The sequence below is a fragment of the Enterobacter asburiae genome (assembly GCF_024599655.1).
GTDB classification, from domain to species: Bacteria; Pseudomonadota; Gammaproteobacteria; order Enterobacterales; family Enterobacteriaceae; genus Enterobacter; species Enterobacter asburiae_D.
On record NZ_CP102247.1, the window covers coordinates 272,889 to 288,052 of the forward strand.

Sequence of the window (15,164 nt, forward strand, 5' to 3'; positions counted from 1 at the left end):
CTACAACAGCTCGAATCCGTAGGCCGGGTAAGCGCAGCGCCACCCGGCAACAAAACTACCTGAAACTCACCGCCTCACCCGCCTGCGCGGTCGCGGCCTGTTCCAGCAGGTCCCAGAACGGTACGCCGCTACGGTCGCAAACCCACTCCCCGTCTTTCAGATCGAAATGATAGCCGCCCTGTTTAGCGGCCAGCCAGACCTGGTGAAGCGGCTCCTGGCGGTTAATAATAATTTTGCTGCCATTTTCGAAGCTCAGGGTCAGAATGCCGCCGTTGATTTCACAATCGATATCGCTGTCGCCGTCCCAGTCGTCAAGACGCTCTTCGATGGTCATCCACAGGTTGTCGGCAAGGCGATGGAATTCACTGTCGTTCATGGTTTTGTTCCTGTTTTTCGTGATGCCGGCAGTATAACCCTAAATAATTCCCGTTGCAGGAAAGCGGCAAACTCTTGCTTTTGTGTCTTCTCCTGCGATGATAGAAACAGATTTGAACTTACGGGCAACTTTATAATGAAAAACGCTTTCCGAACGCTTGCCGTTCTCATCACGCTGTTTAGCCTGACTGGCTGCGGACTGAAGGGACCACTGTACTTCCCACCTGCGGATAAAACCGCGCCGCCGCCAACGAAACCCGTGCAAAGCGGCATTGAGTCTACCACGCCAAATACTAACGATCGTGGCGACAACGGCGGCCCGACTCAGGTTAATCTCTGACGACAACGTTCTGTACCCGCGCAATGGAGCAAATGATGCAGTTCTCTAAAATGCATGGCCTTGGCAACGATTTTATGGTCGTCGACGCGGTAACGCAGAATGTGTTTTTCTCCCCGGAACTGATCCGTCGCCTGGCGGATCGGCATCTGGGCGTGGGGTTCGATCAGCTGCTGGTGGTCGAGCCACCGTACGATCCCGACCTCGATTTCCACTACCGTATTTTTAACGCGGACGGCAGCGAAGTTAACCAGTGCGGAAACGGCGCGCGCTGTTTTGCCCGCTTTGTCCGCCTGAAAGGGCTGACCAACAAGCGTGATATTCGCGTCAGCACGGCCAATGGTCGCATGGTGCTCAGCGTCACCGATGATGAACTGGTGCGCGTGAACATGGGTGAGCCTAACTTCGAGCCCTCCGTCGTGCCGTTTCGCGCAAACAAAGCGGAAAAGACCTATATTATGCGTGCGGCCGAGCAGACAGTATTGTGCGGCGTCGTCTCAATGGGTAACCCGCACTGCGTGATTCAGGTTGATGATGTGGAAACCGCCGCGGTCGAAACGCTCGGCCCGGTGCTGGAAAGCCACGAACGTTTCCCGGAGCGCGCAAACATCGGCTTTATGCAGGTGGTGAAGCGCGAGCACATTCGCCTGCGGGTTTACGAGCGCGGCGCGGGCGAGACTCAGGCCTGCGGAAGCGGCGCCTGTGCTGCGGTGGCCGTGGGCATCTCTCAGGGGTTACTGGCAGAAGAGGTTCGCGTGGAGTTACCGGGCGGTCGGCTTGATATCGCCTGGAAAGGACCGGGTCATCCACTGTATATGACTGGCCCGGCGGCACATGTCTATGACGGGTTTATCCATCTATGAAACAACCAGGGGAAGAACTGCAGGAAACAGTGACGGAACTGGACGACAGAGCTGTTGTTGATTATCTGCTGCGCAATCCTGAGTTTTTTATTCGCAATGCACGCGTCGTCGAAGAGATGCGCGTGCCGCATCCGGTTCGCGGAACCGTGTCGCTGGTCGAATGGCACATGGCGCGCTCGCGCAACCACATCAATCAGCTTGAAGAGAACATGACGCTGCTGATGGAGCAGGCCAGCACCAACGAAAGCCTGTTCTATCGTCTGCTGCACCTGCAGGCGCGTCTGGCGTCGGCGCACAGTCTTGACGAGTTCCTCAGCCGCTTCCACCGCTGGGCCCGGGAGCTGGGGCTGGCAGGCGCAACGATTCGTCTGTTCCCTGACCGCTGGCGCATTGGCGCGCCGTCCGGGTTTACCCATCTGGCGCTCAGCCGTCAGGCGTTTGAACCGCTGCGCATTCAGCGTCTGGGCCATGAGCACCACTATCTGGGGCCGCTGAACGGACCTGAGCTGCTGGTGGTATTACCGGAAGCCAAAGCGATTGGCTCGGTAGCGATGTCGCTGATGGGGCGCGATGGCGATCTGGGGGTCATGTTATTTACCAGCCGCGACGCGCATCACTATGAGCAGGGGCAGGCCACGCACCTGCTGCAGGAGATCGCCCTGATGCTGCCCGAGCTGCTGGAGCGCTGGATTGAGCGCGTATGACGGACGGACTGCTCGCCACTGACGTTTCGCGCTTTCTGCGCTATCTGGGCGTGGAGCGTCAGCTTAGCCCCATTACCCTGCTCAACTACCAGCGTCAGCTTGATGCCATCATGCAGATTGCCGACGAAATCGGCCTGAAAAGCTGGCAACAATGTGACGCTGCGACGGTACGCGGGTTCGTCGTGCGTAGCCGTAAAAAAAATCTCAGCCCGGCGAGCCTGGCGCTCAGGCTTTCTGCGCTGCGCAGTTTCTTCGACTGGCTGGTCAGCCAGGGGGGCTTAAAAGCCAACCCGGCAAAGGGGATCGCCACGCCGAAAGCGCCGCGCCATCTGCCTAAAAATATCGACGTCGACGACGTAAACCGCCTGCTGGATATCGACCTTAACGATCCGCTCGCCGTGCGCGACCGCGCGATGCTGGAGGTGATGTACGGCGCAGGCCTGCGTCTGTCTGAACTCGTCAACCTTGACCTCAAGCATCTCGATCTGGAATCTGGTGAAGTGTGGGTGATGGGTAAGGGCAGCAAAGAGCGCCGTCTGCCGATTGGCCGGAATGCGGTCTCCTGGATTGAGCACTGGCTTGACCTGCGCGGGCTGTTTGGCAGCGAAGAGGATGCGCTGTTCCTGTCGAAACTCGGCAAACGGATCTCGGCGCGTAACGTGCAGAAGCGCTTTGCGGAGTGGGGCATTAAGCAGGGGCTGAACAGCCACGTTCACCCGCACAAGCTGCGCCACTCCTTTGCGACACACATGCTTGAGTCGAGCGGCGATCTGCGCGGCGTGCAGGAACTGCTGGGCCACGCAAATCTGTCGACCACTCAAATCTATACCCACTTAGACTTCCAACACCTTGCCTCGGTGTATGACGCGGCGCATCCACGCGCCAAACGGGGGAAATAATGCGTTTTTACCGCCCACTTGGTCAGATCTCGGCCCTGACGTTTGACCTTGATGACACCCTTTATGACAACCGCGAGGTGATCCTGCGTACCGAGCAGGAGTCGCTGGCGTTTGTGCAGAACTACCATCCCGCGCTGAAAGCGATACAGAACAAGGACTTTCAGAAGCTGCGTCAGTCCCTGCGTGAGACCGAGCCGGACATTTACCACGACGTGACCGAATGGCGTCGTCGTGCGGTTGAGCAGGCGATGCTCAACGTGGGCCTGAGCGTGCAGGACGCGGCCATCGGGGCCGAAGCGGCAATGGAAAACTTCGCCAAATGGCGCAGCCGTATCGACGTGCCGCAGGAGACCCACGAGACGCTGGCGAAGCTTGCTGAAAAGTGGCCGTTGGTGGCCATCACCAACGGCAATGCCCAGCCGGAGCTGTTTGGCCTGAGCGATTACTTTGAATTCGTGCTGCGCGCGGGCCCGCACGGGCGCGCGAAGCCGTTCAGCGATATGTACCATCTGGCGGCGGACAAGCTTAACCTGCCGCTGGGGAACATTCTGCACGTGGGGGATGACCTGACCACGGACGTGGCCGGGGCTATCCGCTGCGGCATGCAGGCCTGCTGGATCAAGCCGGAAAACGCCGACCTGATGACCACGCTGGACAGCCGTCTTCTGCCGCACGTGGAAATTTCACGGTTGGCATCCCTCACGACGCTGATATAATCACCAGTAATATTGTATAAATTACCAGGGGTTTGCAGTTGTAGGCCCGGTAAGCGAAGCGCCACCGGGCGTTTTGCTGTGTTCCTGAATACTATGTGACGGTGCCAATGGACGTTTCTTACCTGCTCGACAGCCTTAATGATAAACAGCGTGACGCGGTTGCCGCCTCGCGCACCAACATGCTGGTGCTGGCTGGGGCGGGCAGTGGTAAGACGCGCGTGCTGGTTCACCGTATCGCCTGGCTGCAGAGCGTGGAGAACTGCTCCCCGTACTCCATCATGGCGGTGACGTTTACCAACAAGGCGGCGGCAGAGATGCGCCACCGTATTGCACAGCTGATGGGCACCAGCCAGGGCGGCATGTGGGTCGGCACCTTCCACGGTCTGGCGCACCGCCTGCTGCGCGCGCACCATATGGACGCCAACCTGCCGCAGGATTTCCAGATCCTCGACAGCGAAGACCAGCTCCGCTTGCTGAAGCGCCTGATCAAGGCGATGAACCTCGACGAGAAGCAGTGGCCGCCGCGTCAGGCGATGTGGTACATCAACGGGCAGAAAGACGAAGGGCTGCGTCCGCACCATATTCAGAGCTTCGGCAACCCGGTCGAGCAGACCTGGCAGAACGTCTACAAGGCCTATCAGGAAGCGTGCGATCGCGCCGGTCTGGTGGATTTCGCCGAGCTGCTGCTGCGCGCCCACGAGCTGTGGCTCAACAAGCCGCACATTCTTCAGCACTACCGTGAACGCTTCACCAATATCCTGGTGGACGAATTCCAGGATACCAACAACATCCAGTACGCGTGGATCCGCCTGCTGGCCGGTGATACCGGCAAGGTAATGATCGTGGGCGATGATGACCAGTCGATTTACGGTTGGCGCGGGGCGCAGGTAGAAAACATCCAGCGCTTCCTCAACGATTTTCCCGGCGCGGAAACCATCCGTCTGGAGCAGAACTACCGTTCAACCAGCAACATCCTGAGCGCGGCCAACGCCCTGATTGAAAACAACAACGGGCGTCTGGGGAAAAAGCTGTGGACCGACGGCGTCGACGGCGAACCGATTTCGATTTACTGCGCTTTCAACGAGCTCGACGAAGCCCGCTTCGTGGTGAACCGCATAAAAACCTGGCAGGACAACGGCGGCGCGCTGGAGCAGTGCGCCATTCTCTATCGCAGCAACGCCCAGTCGCGCGTGCTGGAAGAGGCGCTCCTGCAGGTGAGCATGCCGTACCGCATTTACGGCGGCATGCGATTCTTCGAACGTCAGGAAATCAAAGATGCGCTGTCGTATCTGCGCCTCATTGCGAACCGTAACGACGACGCGGCGTTTGAACGCGTGGTCAATACGCCGACCCGCGGGATTGGCGACCGCACGCTGGACGTGGTGCGTCAGGCCTCGCGCGATCGCCAGCTGACGCTGTGGCAGGCGTGCCGCGAGCTGCTGCAGGAAAAAGCCCTCGCCGGGCGCGCAGCCAGCGCGTTACAGCGCTTCCTTGAGCTGATTGACGCCCTGGCGCAGGAAACCGCCGACATGCCGCTGCACGTGCAGACCGACCGGGTGATTAAAGACTCCGGCCTGCGCACTATGTACGAGCAGGAGAAAGGCGAGAAGGGCCAGACCCGTATTGAGAACTTAGAGGAGCTGGTCACGGCAACGCGCCAGTTCAGCTACAACGAAGAAGACGAAGACCTGATGCCGCTGCAGGCGTTCCTCTCCCACGCCGCGCTGGAAGCGGGTGAAGGGCAGGCGGACACCTGGCAGGATGCGGTTCAGCTGATGACCCTGCACTCCGCCAAAGGCCTGGAGTTCCCGCAGGTGTTTATTGTCGGGATGGAAGAGGGGATGTTCCCGAGCCAGATGTCGCTGGATGAAGGCGGCCGTCTGGAAGAGGAGCGTCGTCTGGCCTACGTGGGCGTGACGCGCGCGATGCAAAAGCTGACGCTGACCTACGCCGAAACCCGCCGTCTGTACGGTAAAGAGGTTTATCACCGTCCGTCGCGCTTTATCGGTGAACTGCCGGAAGAGTGTGTGGAAGAGGTGCGTCTGCGGGCGAGCATCAGCCGTCCGGTCAGCCATCAGCGCATGGGCTCGCCGATTGCGGAAACCGACACCGGCTACAAGCTGGGCCAGCGCGTGCGCCATTCGAAGTTTGGCGAAGGCACCATTGTGAATCTGGAAGGCAGCGGCGAGCACAGCCGTCTGCAGGTGGCGTTCCAGGGGCAGGGGATCAAATGGCTGGTAGCGGCCTATGCGAAGCTGGAAACAGTCTAACATTCAGAAAAATATCATTATTTTGTAATAATCTGCTAGCCTTATACAGTGAAGGTCAATTAATGCCCTTCAGCGTTCCGTTGCGTGTTGACGCCACAGTTATAGCTGGCGTAACATGCGCGCACGATTACGCTAAGAGGACATTCGCCTTGGACACACCCAGTAGATACTGGCTCAATTCCCTGTCATCCAGGAACAACTCCTAAGGCTATCTCCTCTTGCTGATGGCCTTAGTGGTTGTCAGCGACCTGCATTATTCCCGTCGCGCTGAGTCAGGCTGTTTAATGGTCTGAAACCCAATTTGTTTCTGTGTGCCCACCGAACTGTCCGATATTTTTTGCATTGGGAGTCCCGGTCATGTTGAGCGCATTTCAACTCGAAAATAACCGACTGACTCGGCTTGAAGCCGAAGAGTCACAGCCCCTCATTGATGCCGTATGGGTGGATCTGGTCGAGCCGGACGACGATGAGCGCCTTCGCGTACAATCTGAGCTGGGGCAAAGCCTGGCAACCCGCCCGGAACTGGAAGACATCGAAGCATCCGCGCGTTTTTTTGAAGACGAAGACGGTCTGCACATTCACTCCTTCTTCTTCTTTGAAGATGCGGAAGATCACGCGGGTAACTCCACCGTGGCGTTTACCATTCGCGACGGCCGTCTGTTTACCCTGCGCGAGCGCGAGCTGCCGGCATTCCGTCTCTACCGCATGCGCGCCCGCAGCCAGGCAATGGTGGACGGTAACGCTTACGAGCTGCTGCTCGATCTGTTCGAGACCAAAATTGAACAGCTGGCGGACGAAATTGAAAACATCTACAGCGACCTGGAAAAGCTGAGCCGCGTGATCATGGAAGGCCATCAGGGAGATGAGTACGACGAAGCGCTCTCCACGCTGGCGGAGCTGGAAGATATCGGCTGGAAGGTACGTTTGTGTCTGATGGATACCCAGCGCGCGCTGAACTTCCTGGTGCGCAAGGCGCGTCTGCCGGGCGGTCAGCTGGAGCAGGCGCGCGAGATCTTACGAGATATCGAATCCCTGCTGCCGCACAACGAATCTCTGTTCCAGAAGGTGAACTTCCTGATGCAGGCGGCGATGGGCTTTATCAACATCGAGCAGAACCGCATCATCAAGATCTTCTCGGTGGTGTCCGTGGTGTTCCTGCCGCCGACGCTGGTGGCGTCCAGTTACGGGATGAACTTTGAGTTTATGCCGGAGCTGAAGTGGAGCTTTGGTTACCCGGGGGCGATTATCTTTATGATCCTCGCGGGGCTGGCGCCGTATCTGTACTTTAAGCGTCGTAACTGGCTGTAAAAATCTGGCGGGTGGCGCTGCGCTTACCCGCCCTACGATAGAATTCCCTCTTCCTGTGGGAGAGGGTTACAACATCACAGCCCTTTGCGCACCCTGCGTTGGGTATAAATCGCATCCGCGACGAAAATCGCCAGCGCCACCCAGATAAAGGCGAACGTCACCATCTTATCCGCACCCGGCACTTCGCCGTAAAACACCACTGCCAGCAGGAACATCAGCGTCGGGCCAATATACTGGAAGAAGCCCAGCGTGGAGAGACGCAGACGCGTCGCGGCACCGGTGAAGCACAGCAGAGGAATGGTGGTCACCACGCCCGCCGCCATCAGCATCAGGTTCAGCGACCACGGGTTGCTGCCCATATGGCTGGTCGCGCTGTCGGCGATGCCAAAGAGATAAATCGCCGCCACGGGCAGCAGCCACAGGGTTTCAAACAGCATCCCCGTCTGCGCTTCCACCGCAATCTTCTTACGCACCAGGCCGTAGAAGGCAAAGCTGAACGCCAGGCCGAGGGCAATAATCGGCAGCGAGCCGAAGGTCCAGAGCTGCACCAGTACGCCGCAGAAGGCCAGAATCACCGCCACCCACTGCATCCGACGGAAGCGCTCACCGAGGAAAATCATCCCCAGCACGATGTTCACCAGCGGGTTAATGAAGTACCCCAGGCTCGCTTCGAGCATATGATGGTTATTCACCGCCCAGATAAACAGCAGCCAGTTGCCGCCAATCAGAACCGCTGACAGCGCCAGCAGGAAGACCTTTTTAGGGGTTTTAAACAGCGTTTTGACGCCTGACCACTGACGGCTGAGGCTCATCAGCGCGATCATAAAAAAGAACGACCAGATAACGCGGTGAGTCAGGATCTCATCGGCCGGAACGTAGGCGATTAGCTTGAAATACGCCGGGGCGATACCCCAAATAAAATAAGCGGCAAGGGCGAGTAAAACGCCCTGCCGCGTCTGTTTAGCATCCATCGGGAAAATCCGTTACAAAGAAGTGAATTAATTTTACCCGATTTTGCCGTATCAACCCACCATATAAGTGGCGGTTGCGCTGGCGATATACACCTGTTCTTCGTTGTGTAACTCAACGCGCGCCACGGCAACTTTATTCCCCGCGCGCAGCAGGCTGCTGGAACAGGTAAAGCGATTTCCGCGCCCCGGGCGAAGGTAATCGACGCGCAAATCAATGGTGCCCATGCGCGCCAGACGCTGGCGGAGTTCGTCTTCGTTGATGGTGTCATGGCGGGTCAGCGTACTGCCCACGCAGACCAGACCTGCCGCCACGTCCAGCGCGGAGGCGATCACGCCGCCGTGCAAAATACTTTGCGCCCAGTTACCCACCATCATCGGCTGGTTGTTGAAGCTCAGCTGGGCAAAATCTTTCTCGTAACGCTCCAGCTCCAGTCCCAGCGCACGGTTAAACGGCATATGGTAAACAAAAATCTCGCCCACGAGTTTTAACACTTCTTCGGCGGTAAGCATGGCTGACATGAGGCATCACATCCTTATTGTTAACGAAATGTTGATTTTATGCCTCGGCAACAAGGAATTCCACTTTCAGAAACGAGGATGCAGCAGTTGTCGCAGAAGTCTGTAGAATGTCCGCCACATAACTATTCAGCTAATTTTACTCTTTTGCAGGAGAACACCACCGATGCGGACGTATCTGGCATGGTTACTGGCGGCGGTTGCGCTGCCCCTCACAGCATATGCGCAGGAAGCGACGATCAAAGAGGTGCATGATAAACCTGCCGTTCACGGTAGCATTATCGCGAACCTTCTTCAGGAGCATGACAATCCGTTCACGCTCTATCCGTATGACACCAACTACGTGATTTACACCCAGACCAGCGATCTCAACAAAGAGGCGATAAGCTCCTATAACTGGTCTGATAATGCGCGTAAAGATGAGGTGAAGTTCCAGCTCAGCCTCGCGTTCCCGTTCTGGCGCGGCATTCTGGGGCCGAACTCGGTGCTCGGGGCGTCTTACACGCAGAAATCCTGGTGGCAGCTCTCTAACAGCGGAGAGTCCTCACCGTTCCGTGAAACCAACTATGAGCCGCAGCTGTTCCTCGGTTTTGCAACGGATTATGAGTTTGCGGGCTGGACGCTGCGTGACGTTGAAGTGGGCTTTAACCACGATTCCAACGGTCGCTCTGATCCTACCTCGCGCAGCTGGAACCGCGCCTATACGCGTCTGATGGCGCAGAACGGTAGCTGGATGGTGGAAGTGAAGCCGTGGTATGTGGTGGGCGAAACCGATGATAACCCGGATATCACCAAATATATGGGCTACTACCAGCTCAAAGTCGGCTACCAGTTAGGTGATGCCGTGCTCAGCGCCAAAGGTCAGTACAACTGGAACACCGGCTACGGTGGTGCGGAAGTGGGCTTAAGCTATCCAATGACGAAGCATGTCCGTATCTATACTCAGGTGTACAGCGGTTACGGCGAGTCGCTTATCGATTACAACTTCAACCAGACCCGCGTCGGCGTGGGCGTGATGCTGAACGATATTCTCTAGGCTGCTCGAATGTTTTTGCGTTAAACGTTGAAGTTTCTCTCTCAGGCGCTGAAAATAGCGCCTGTTTCATTTCAGGCATATGGGGTTAACGTGGCGCAGGCGGAAGTATTGAATCAGGAGTCGCTGGCTAAACAGGTTTTGCATGAAACCTTTGGCTACCAGCAGTTCCGCCCCGGCCAGGAAACCATCATTGAAACGGTGCTGGAAGGTCGTGATTGCCTGGTGGTGATGCCGACTGGCGGCGGTAAGTCCCTCTGTTATCAGGTGCCCGCGCTGGTGCTTAACGGCCTGACGGTCGTGGTATCCCCTCTCATTTCTCTGATGAAAGACCAGGTTGACCAACTGCTCGCCAACGGCGTGGCGGCAGCCTGTCTTAACTCCACGCAAACCCGTGAGCAGCAGCAAGAGGTGATGGCCGGGTGCCGCACCGGGCAGATCCGCCTGCTGTATATCGCCCCGGAACGCCTGATGCTGGATAACTTCCTCGACCATCTTGCGCACTGGAACCCGGTGCTGCTGGCGGTAGATGAAGCGCACTGTATTTCCCAGTGGGGACACGACTTCCGCCCGGAATACGCTGCCCTCGGCCAGCTGCGTCAGCGCTTCCCCGAGCTGCCGTTTATGGCGCTTACCGCCACGGCGGATGACACCACGCGGCTGGATATCGTTCGTCTGCTCGGGCTGAACGACCCCTATATTCAGGTCAGCAGCTTCGACCGCCCTAACATCCGCTATATGCTGATGGAAAAATTCAAGCCGCTGGATCAGCTCCTGCGCTACGTCCAGGAGCAGCGCGGCAAGTCCGGTATCATTTACTGCAACAGCCGTGCGAAGGTGGAAGACACCGCCGCGCGTCTGCAAAACCGCGGCTTTAGCGCCGCCGCGTATCATGCCGGGTTAGAGAACCACATCCGTGCCGACGTGCAGGAAAAATTCCAGCGCGACGACCTGCAAATCGTCGTCGCGACGGTGGCGTTCGGAATGGGCATTAACAAGCCCAACGTGCGCTTTGTGGTGCACTTCGACATTCCGCGCAATATCGAATCCTACTACCAGGAAACCGGCCGCGCCGGGCGTGACGGGCTGCCTGCGGAAGCGATGCTGTTTTACGATCCGGCCGATATGGCGTGGCTGCGCCGCTGTCTGGAAGAGAAACCGCAGGGACAGCTGCAGGATATTGAGCGCCACAAGCTCAACGCGATGGGTGCGTTTGCCGAAGCGCAAACCTGCCGCCGTCTGGTGCTGCTCAACTACTTTGGGGAAGGGCGCCAGGAGCCGTGCGGCAACTGCGATATCTGCCTGGATCCGCCGAAACAGTACGATGGCCTGATGGACGCGCGTAAGGCGCTCTCGACCATTTACCGTGTGAACCAGCGCTTCGGGATGGGCTACGTGGTGGAAGTGCTGCGCGGCGCGAATAACCAGCGTATCCGCGATATGGGGCATGACAAGCTGCCGGTCTACGGTATTGGCAAGGAGCAGAGCCACGAGCACTGGGTGAGCATCATTCGCCAGCTGATCCACCTCGGCTTCGCCACGCAGAACATTGCCCAGCACTCCGCCCTGCAGCTGACCGAAGCGGCGCGTCCGGTACTGCGTGGTGACGTTGAGCTCAAGCTCGCCGTGCCGCGCGTCATCGCCCTGAAGCCGCGCGTGATGCAGAAATCCTACGGCGGCAACTACGACCGCAAGCTGTTCGCCAAACTGCGCAAGCTGCGTAAAGCCATCGCCGACGAAGAAAACATTCCGCCTTACGTGGTGTTCAACGACGCGACGCTGATTGAGATGGCCGAGCAGATGCCGCTCAGCGCCAGCGAGATGCTCAGCGTCAACGGCGTGGGGACGCGCAAGCTGGAGCGCTTCGGTAAAGAGTTTATGGCGCTCATCCGCTCTCACGCCGATGGTGATGATGAGGAGTAGTCAGCCGGGCGAAAAAGTGCCAGGATGATGACTCACTGAATTATTTCCCCGCGAGTTAATTATGTTGATGCTATTTCTCACCGTGGCGTTAGTGCACATCGTTGCGCTGATGAGCCCCGGCCCAGACTTTTTCTTCGTATCACAAACGGCCGTTAGCCGCTCCCGCAAAGAGGCGATGATGGGCGTGCTCGGTATCACCATGGGCGTTATGGTCTGGGCGGCCGTTGCGCTGCTCGGTCTGAACCTTATCCTGGCGAAGATGGCCTGGCTGCATAACATCATCATGGTCGGCGGCGGGCTGTACCTGTGCTGGATGGGCTACCAGATGCTGCGCGGGGCGCTGAAGAAAGAAGAGAAAAAGCCGGAAGAGCCAAAGGTGGAGCTGGCAACGGGCGGCCGCAGCTTTGTAAAAGGGCTGCTGACCAATCTGGCGAACCCAAAAGCGATTATCTATTTCGGCTCCGTGTTCTCGCTGTTTGTCGGCGATAGCGTCGGTGCAGGCGCGCGCTGGGGCATCTTCCTGCTGATCGTTGTGGAAACCTTTGCCTGGTTTACCATCGTGGCCAGCCTGTTTGCCTTGCCGGCGATGCGCCGTGGCTACCAGCGTATCGCGAAGTGGATTGACGGCTTCGCCGGCGCGCTGTTCGCCGGCTTCGGCATTCATCTCATCATTTCTCGCTAAGCGTGACGCGCTGACGCAAGCAGCGCGCCAACCAGCATAAACAGCGAGCCAAAGACTTTATTCAGGGCCTTCATCTGCTTAAGCCCTTTAATCCACGCCGCAATTCGCTGCGCCAGCGTCGCGTAACCAATCATCACGATGATATCGACGATAATGGTGGTCGCACCCAGCACCACGTACTGCATCACCTGGGGCTGGTGCGGCACGATAAACTGCGGGAACAGCGCGGCGAGGAAAACGATGCTCTTCGGGTTGGTCAGGTTGACGAACACCGCGCGCTTAAACAGATGGCCGCGGTTTTGCGTCTGAGCGAGCGTATTCAGGTTGATGGAGCCTGCCGCGCGCCACTGCTGGATACCGAGCCAAATCAGATACGCTGCCCCGGCCCATTTCAGCACCTCAAAGGCCAGCACGGAGCGGGAGAACAGGGTCCCCAGACCAATCCCGACCAGCACAATATGAATGCCCAGCCCGGTCTGCAAACCGGCAATCGACGCCGCCGCACCGCGATAGCCATGGTTGATGGAGGTGGTCATGGTGTTAATGGCGCCCGAGCCCGGTGAAAGACTAAGGATGATGGATGTCAGCAGGTAAGCTAACCACCACTCGAAGGTCATTTGAAACTCCCGAATCGTCTGTTTTTATGCCACAATACGCTATTGTTGAGTCATTTTGTGACCGGTTACGAAAAAACGATATTCCTTGGCTTAGGTGAGTAGAAACCCGATGTTTCAGCAGAAAAAGGACTGGGAAACACGAGAAAACGCATTTGCTGCTTTCTCCATGGGGCCGCTGACCGATTTCTGGCGCCAGCGTGAGGAAGATGAGTTTACGGGCGTCGGTGAAATTCCGGTACGCTTTGTGCGTTTTCACGATAAGAAAAATGACCGGGTCATTGTGGTCTGCCCCGGGCGTATTGAGAGCTATATCAAATACGCCGAACTGGCCTATGACCTGTTCCATCTGGGCTTCGATGTGTTGATTATCGATCACCGCGGGCAGGGGCTTTCTGGTCGCCTGCTATCGGATACGCATCGCGGCCACGTGGATAACTTCAGCGATTACGTCGACGATCTCGCCGCGTTCTGGCAGCAGGAGGTCGAGCCTGGCCCCTGGCGGAAGCGCTATATTCTGGCGCACTCAATGGGCGGCGCGATTTCAACGCTGTTTTTACAGCGCCACGCGCACCAGTGCGACGCCATTGCGCTCACCGCGCCGATGTATGGCATCGTCATGCGTTTTCCTGACTGGATGGTGCGTCATATTCTTGACTGGGCTGAGGGCCATCAGCGCATTCGAGAAGGCTATGCCATCGGGACGGGGCGCTGGCGTGCACTGCCGTTTGCGATGAACGTGCTGACCCACAGCCGACAGCGCTATCGTCGTAACCTGCGTTTTTATGCCGATGAACCGCGCCTGCGCGTGGGCGGCCCGACCTATCACTGGGTACGGGAAGGTATTCTTGCCGGTGAGCAGGTGCTGGCTGGCGTCGGCAATGACGACACGCCAACGCTCCTGATTCAGGCTGAAGAAGAGCGTGTGGTGGATAACCGCATGCATGATCGTTATTGCGAACTGCGCGCTGCCGCCGGTCACCCTTGTGAAGGGGGAAAACCGCTGGTCATTAACGGCGCGTACCATGAGATCCTTTTTGAAAAGGACGCTATGCGCTCAGTCGCGCTCAACGCCATTGTTGAATTTTTCAACAGGCATAATTGATTTTTGTTTTCCACCAGAGGTTGAAATCCCTATGTACCAGGTTGTTGCATCTGATTTAGATGGCACGCTGCTTTCCCCCGACCACACCCTCTCGCCTTACGCGAAAGAGACCTTAAAACTCCTGACCGCCCGTGGCGTGAACTTCGTGTTTGCCACCGGTCGCCACCACGTGGACGTGGGGCAGATCCGCGATAATCTGGAAATCAAATCGTACATGATCACCTCCAACGGTGCCCGCGTGCACGATACCGACGGCAACCTGATCTTTACCCACAACCTGGATCGCGATATTGCCGCCGATCTGTTCGGCGTGGTGCACAATAATCCGGATATCGTTACCAACGTTTATCGCGACGACGACTGGTTTATGAACCGTCACCGCCCGGAAGAGATGCGTTTCTTCAAAGAAGCCGTATTCCAGTACTCACTGTACGAGCCGGGTCTACTGGAGCCGGAAGGGATCAGTAAGGTGTTCTTCACCTGTGTAAACCATGAGGAATTGCTGCCGCTGGAGCAGGCGATCAACGCCCGCTGGGGCGATCGCGTCAACGTGAGCTTCTCAACCCTGACCTGCCTGGAAGTGATGGCGGGGGGCGTCTCCAAAGGTCACGCGCTGGAAGCCGTCGCGAAACGTCTGGGCTTCGAGCTGAAGGACTGTATCGCCTTTGGTGACGGCATGAACGATGCCGAAATGCTTTCGATGGCAGGCAAGGGCTGCATTATGGAAAATGCGCACCAGCGTCTGAAAGATCTGCACCCGGAGCTGGAAGTGATCGGCACCAACGCAGACAACGCGGTGCCGAAGTATCTGCGCAAACTGTTCCTTGAATAATCTTCATTTGGTTGTT

The 15,164-nt window shown here is 57.6% G+C and carries 17 protein-coding genes; 13 read left to right on the plus strand and 4 right to left on the minus strand.

Annotated elements, in window-relative coordinates; all coding sequences use genetic code 11:
* Positions 1-55: 55 nt before the first annotated feature.
* Positions 56-376 (minus strand): iron donor protein CyaY, encoded by a 321-nt coding sequence (gene cyaY, locus NQ230_RS01265; protein WP_023333807.1) that lies wholly within the window; start codon positions 374-376, stop codon positions 56-58.
* Between the two features lie 135 nt (positions 377-511).
* Here cyaY and lptM point away from each other — a divergent pair, with 135 nt between their 5' ends.
* From lptM to corA, 8 genes are all read left to right on the plus strand, one after another.
* Entirely contained in the window at positions 512-715 is a 204-nt protein-coding gene (lptM, locus tag NQ230_RS01270; protein ID WP_014885650.1) for an LPS translocon maturation chaperone LptM, read from the plus strand.
* Between the two features lie 35 nt (positions 716-750).
* Complete coding sequence (dapF, locus tag NQ230_RS01275; RefSeq protein ID WP_008501545.1) at positions 751-1,575, plus strand: diaminopimelate epimerase; 825 nt, start codon at positions 751-753, stop codon at positions 1,573-1,575.
* The gene (locus NQ230_RS01280; protein WP_023309626.1) at positions 1,572-2,279 is read left to right on the plus strand and encodes a DUF484 domain-containing protein; all 708 of its coding nucleotides are present in this window, start codon (positions 1,572-1,574) and stop codon (positions 2,277-2,279) included. Before dapF ends, NQ230_RS01280 begins: the two co-directional genes overlap by 4 nt.
* Positions 2,276-3,178: a tyrosine recombinase XerC gene (xerC, locus tag NQ230_RS01285; protein WP_121423322.1), complete on the plus strand. Its 903-nt coding sequence runs from the start codon at positions 2,276-2,278 to the stop codon at positions 3,176-3,178. The genes NQ230_RS01280 and xerC overlap by 4 nt, the downstream gene beginning before the upstream one ends.
* A complete protein-coding gene (gene yigB, locus NQ230_RS01290; RefSeq protein ID WP_159515109.1) occupies positions 3,178-3,894 on the plus strand; it encodes a 5-amino-6-(5-phospho-D-ribitylamino)uracil phosphatase YigB in 717 nt (238 codons plus the stop codon). The genes xerC and yigB overlap by 1 nt, the downstream gene beginning before the upstream one ends.
* Positions 3,895-4,001: 107 nt before the next feature.
* Positions 4,002-6,164, plus strand: a complete 2,163-nt coding sequence (gene uvrD, locus NQ230_RS01295) for a DNA helicase II (RefSeq protein ID WP_033146899.1) — start codon at positions 4,002-4,004, stop codon at positions 6,162-6,164.
* 149 nt (positions 6,165-6,313) lie between these two features.
* Positions 6,314-6,370 (plus strand): YsgD/CorL family protein, encoded by a 57-nt coding sequence (gene ysgD, locus NQ230_RS01300; RefSeq protein WP_212743980.1) that lies wholly within the window; start codon positions 6,314-6,316, stop codon positions 6,368-6,370.
* 151 nt (positions 6,371-6,521) lie between these two features.
* Positions 6,522-7,472 carry a magnesium/cobalt transporter CorA gene (corA, locus tag NQ230_RS01305; RefSeq protein ID WP_008501540.1) on the plus strand — a complete coding sequence of 317 codons (951 nt, stop codon included), beginning with the start codon at positions 6,522-6,524 and terminating at the stop codon, positions 7,470-7,472.
* Positions 7,473-7,546: 74 nt separating this feature from the next.
* Here the strand turns inward: corA and rarD are convergent, their stop codons facing one another.
* Together rarD and yigI are read right to left on the minus strand one after the other, a co-directional pair.
* Positions 7,547-8,443: an EamA family transporter RarD gene (rarD, locus tag NQ230_RS01310; RefSeq protein WP_023333804.1), complete on the minus strand. Its 897-nt coding sequence runs from the start codon at positions 8,441-8,443 to the stop codon at positions 7,547-7,549.
* Positions 8,444-8,494: 51 nt separating this feature from the next.
* Positions 8,495-8,962, minus strand: coding sequence for an acyl-CoA thioesterase YigI (gene yigI, locus NQ230_RS01315; protein WP_032644790.1), 468 nt, complete (start codon positions 8,960-8,962; stop codon positions 8,495-8,497).
* 163 nt (positions 8,963-9,125) lie between these two features.
* Between yigI and pldA the strand changes: the two genes are divergently transcribed.
* The 3 genes from pldA (at position 9,126) to rhtC (ending at position 12,597) form a co-directional block, all read left to right on the plus strand.
* A complete protein-coding gene (gene pldA, locus NQ230_RS01320) occupies positions 9,126-9,995 on the plus strand; it encodes a phospholipase A (protein WP_257259634.1) in 870 nt (289 codons plus the stop codon).
* Positions 9,996-10,085: 90 nt separating this feature from the next.
* Positions 10,086-11,915, plus strand: a complete 1,830-nt coding sequence (gene recQ, locus NQ230_RS01325) for an ATP-dependent DNA helicase RecQ (protein WP_029741834.1) — start codon at positions 10,086-10,088, stop codon at positions 11,913-11,915.
* A 61-nt stretch (positions 11,916-11,976) separates the two neighbouring features.
* On the plus strand, positions 11,977-12,597 hold the full coding sequence (rhtC, locus tag NQ230_RS01330) for a threonine export protein RhtC (RefSeq protein ID WP_010426287.1): 621 nt from the start codon (positions 11,977-11,979) through the stop codon (positions 12,595-12,597).
* On the opposite strand, the gene rhtB is transcribed toward rhtC, so the two are convergent.
* Positions 12,594-13,214, minus strand: a complete 621-nt coding sequence (gene rhtB / locus NQ230_RS01335) for a homoserine/homoserine lactone efflux protein (protein ID WP_257259638.1) — start codon at positions 13,212-13,214, stop codon at positions 12,594-12,596. The two genes, rhtC and rhtB, sit on opposite strands and share 4 nt — an antisense overlap.
* Before the next feature lie 109 nt (positions 13,215-13,323).
* Here rhtB and pldB point away from each other — a divergent pair, with 109 nt between their 5' ends.
* Both pldB and yigL read left to right on the plus strand, forming a co-directional pair.
* Positions 13,324-14,316, plus strand: a complete 993-nt coding sequence (gene pldB, locus NQ230_RS01340) for a lysophospholipase L2 (RefSeq protein WP_121423319.1) — start codon at positions 13,324-13,326, stop codon at positions 14,314-14,316.
* A gap of 31 nt (positions 14,317-14,347) precedes the next feature.
* Positions 14,348-15,148: a sugar/pyridoxal phosphate phosphatase YigL gene (gene yigL, locus NQ230_RS01345; protein ID WP_121423318.1), complete on the plus strand. Its 801-nt coding sequence runs from the start codon at positions 14,348-14,350 to the stop codon at positions 15,146-15,148.
* Positions 15,149-15,164: the final 16 nt, after the last annotated feature.

What these genes read in the sequence shown, in the direction of transcription:
- pldA (WP_257259634.1), top strand. Translation starts at nt 9,126, where the DNA reads ATGCGGACGTATCTGGCATGGTTACTGGCGGCGGTTGCGCTGCCCCTC.
- NQ230_RS01280 (WP_023309626.1), top strand. Translation starts at nt 1,572, where the DNA reads ATGAAACAACCAGGGGAAGAACTGCAGGAAACAGTGACGGAACTGGAC.
- corA (WP_008501540.1), top strand. Translation starts at nt 6,522, where the DNA reads ATGTTGAGCGCATTTCAACTCGAAAATAACCGACTGACTCGGCTTGAA.
- cyaY (WP_023333807.1), bottom strand. Translation starts at nt 376, where the DNA reads ATGAACGACAGTGAATTCCATCGCCTTGCCGACAACCTGTGGATGACC.
- xerC (WP_121423322.1), top strand. Translation starts at nt 2,276, where the DNA reads ATGACGGACGGACTGCTCGCCACTGACGTTTCGCGCTTTCTGCGCTAT.
- yigL (WP_121423318.1), top strand. Translation starts at nt 14,348, where the DNA reads ATGTACCAGGTTGTTGCATCTGATTTAGATGGCACGCTGCTTTCCCCC.
- rarD (WP_023333804.1), bottom strand. Translation starts at nt 8,443, where the DNA reads ATGGATGCTAAACAGACGCGGCAGGGCGTTTTACTCGCCCTTGCCGCT.
- rhtB (WP_257259638.1), bottom strand. Translation starts at nt 13,214, where the DNA reads ATGACCTTCGAGTGGTGGTTAGCTTACCTGCTGACATCCATCATCCTT.
- rhtC (WP_010426287.1), top strand. Translation starts at nt 11,977, where the DNA reads ATGTTGATGCTATTTCTCACCGTGGCGTTAGTGCACATCGTTGCGCTG.
- uvrD (WP_033146899.1), top strand. Translation starts at nt 4,002, where the DNA reads ATGGACGTTTCTTACCTGCTCGACAGCCTTAATGATAAACAGCGTGAC.
- yigB (WP_159515109.1), top strand. Translation starts at nt 3,178, where the DNA reads ATGCGTTTTTACCGCCCACTTGGTCAGATCTCGGCCCTGACGTTTGAC.
- pldB (WP_121423319.1), top strand. Translation starts at nt 13,324, where the DNA reads ATGTTTCAGCAGAAAAAGGACTGGGAAACACGAGAAAACGCATTTGCT.
- lptM (WP_014885650.1), top strand. Translation starts at nt 512, where the DNA reads ATGAAAAACGCTTTCCGAACGCTTGCCGTTCTCATCACGCTGTTTAGC.
- dapF (WP_008501545.1), top strand. Translation starts at nt 751, where the DNA reads ATGCAGTTCTCTAAAATGCATGGCCTTGGCAACGATTTTATGGTCGTC.
- yigI (WP_032644790.1), bottom strand. Translation starts at nt 8,962, where the DNA reads ATGTCAGCCATGCTTACCGCCGAAGAAGTGTTAAAACTCGTGGGCGAG.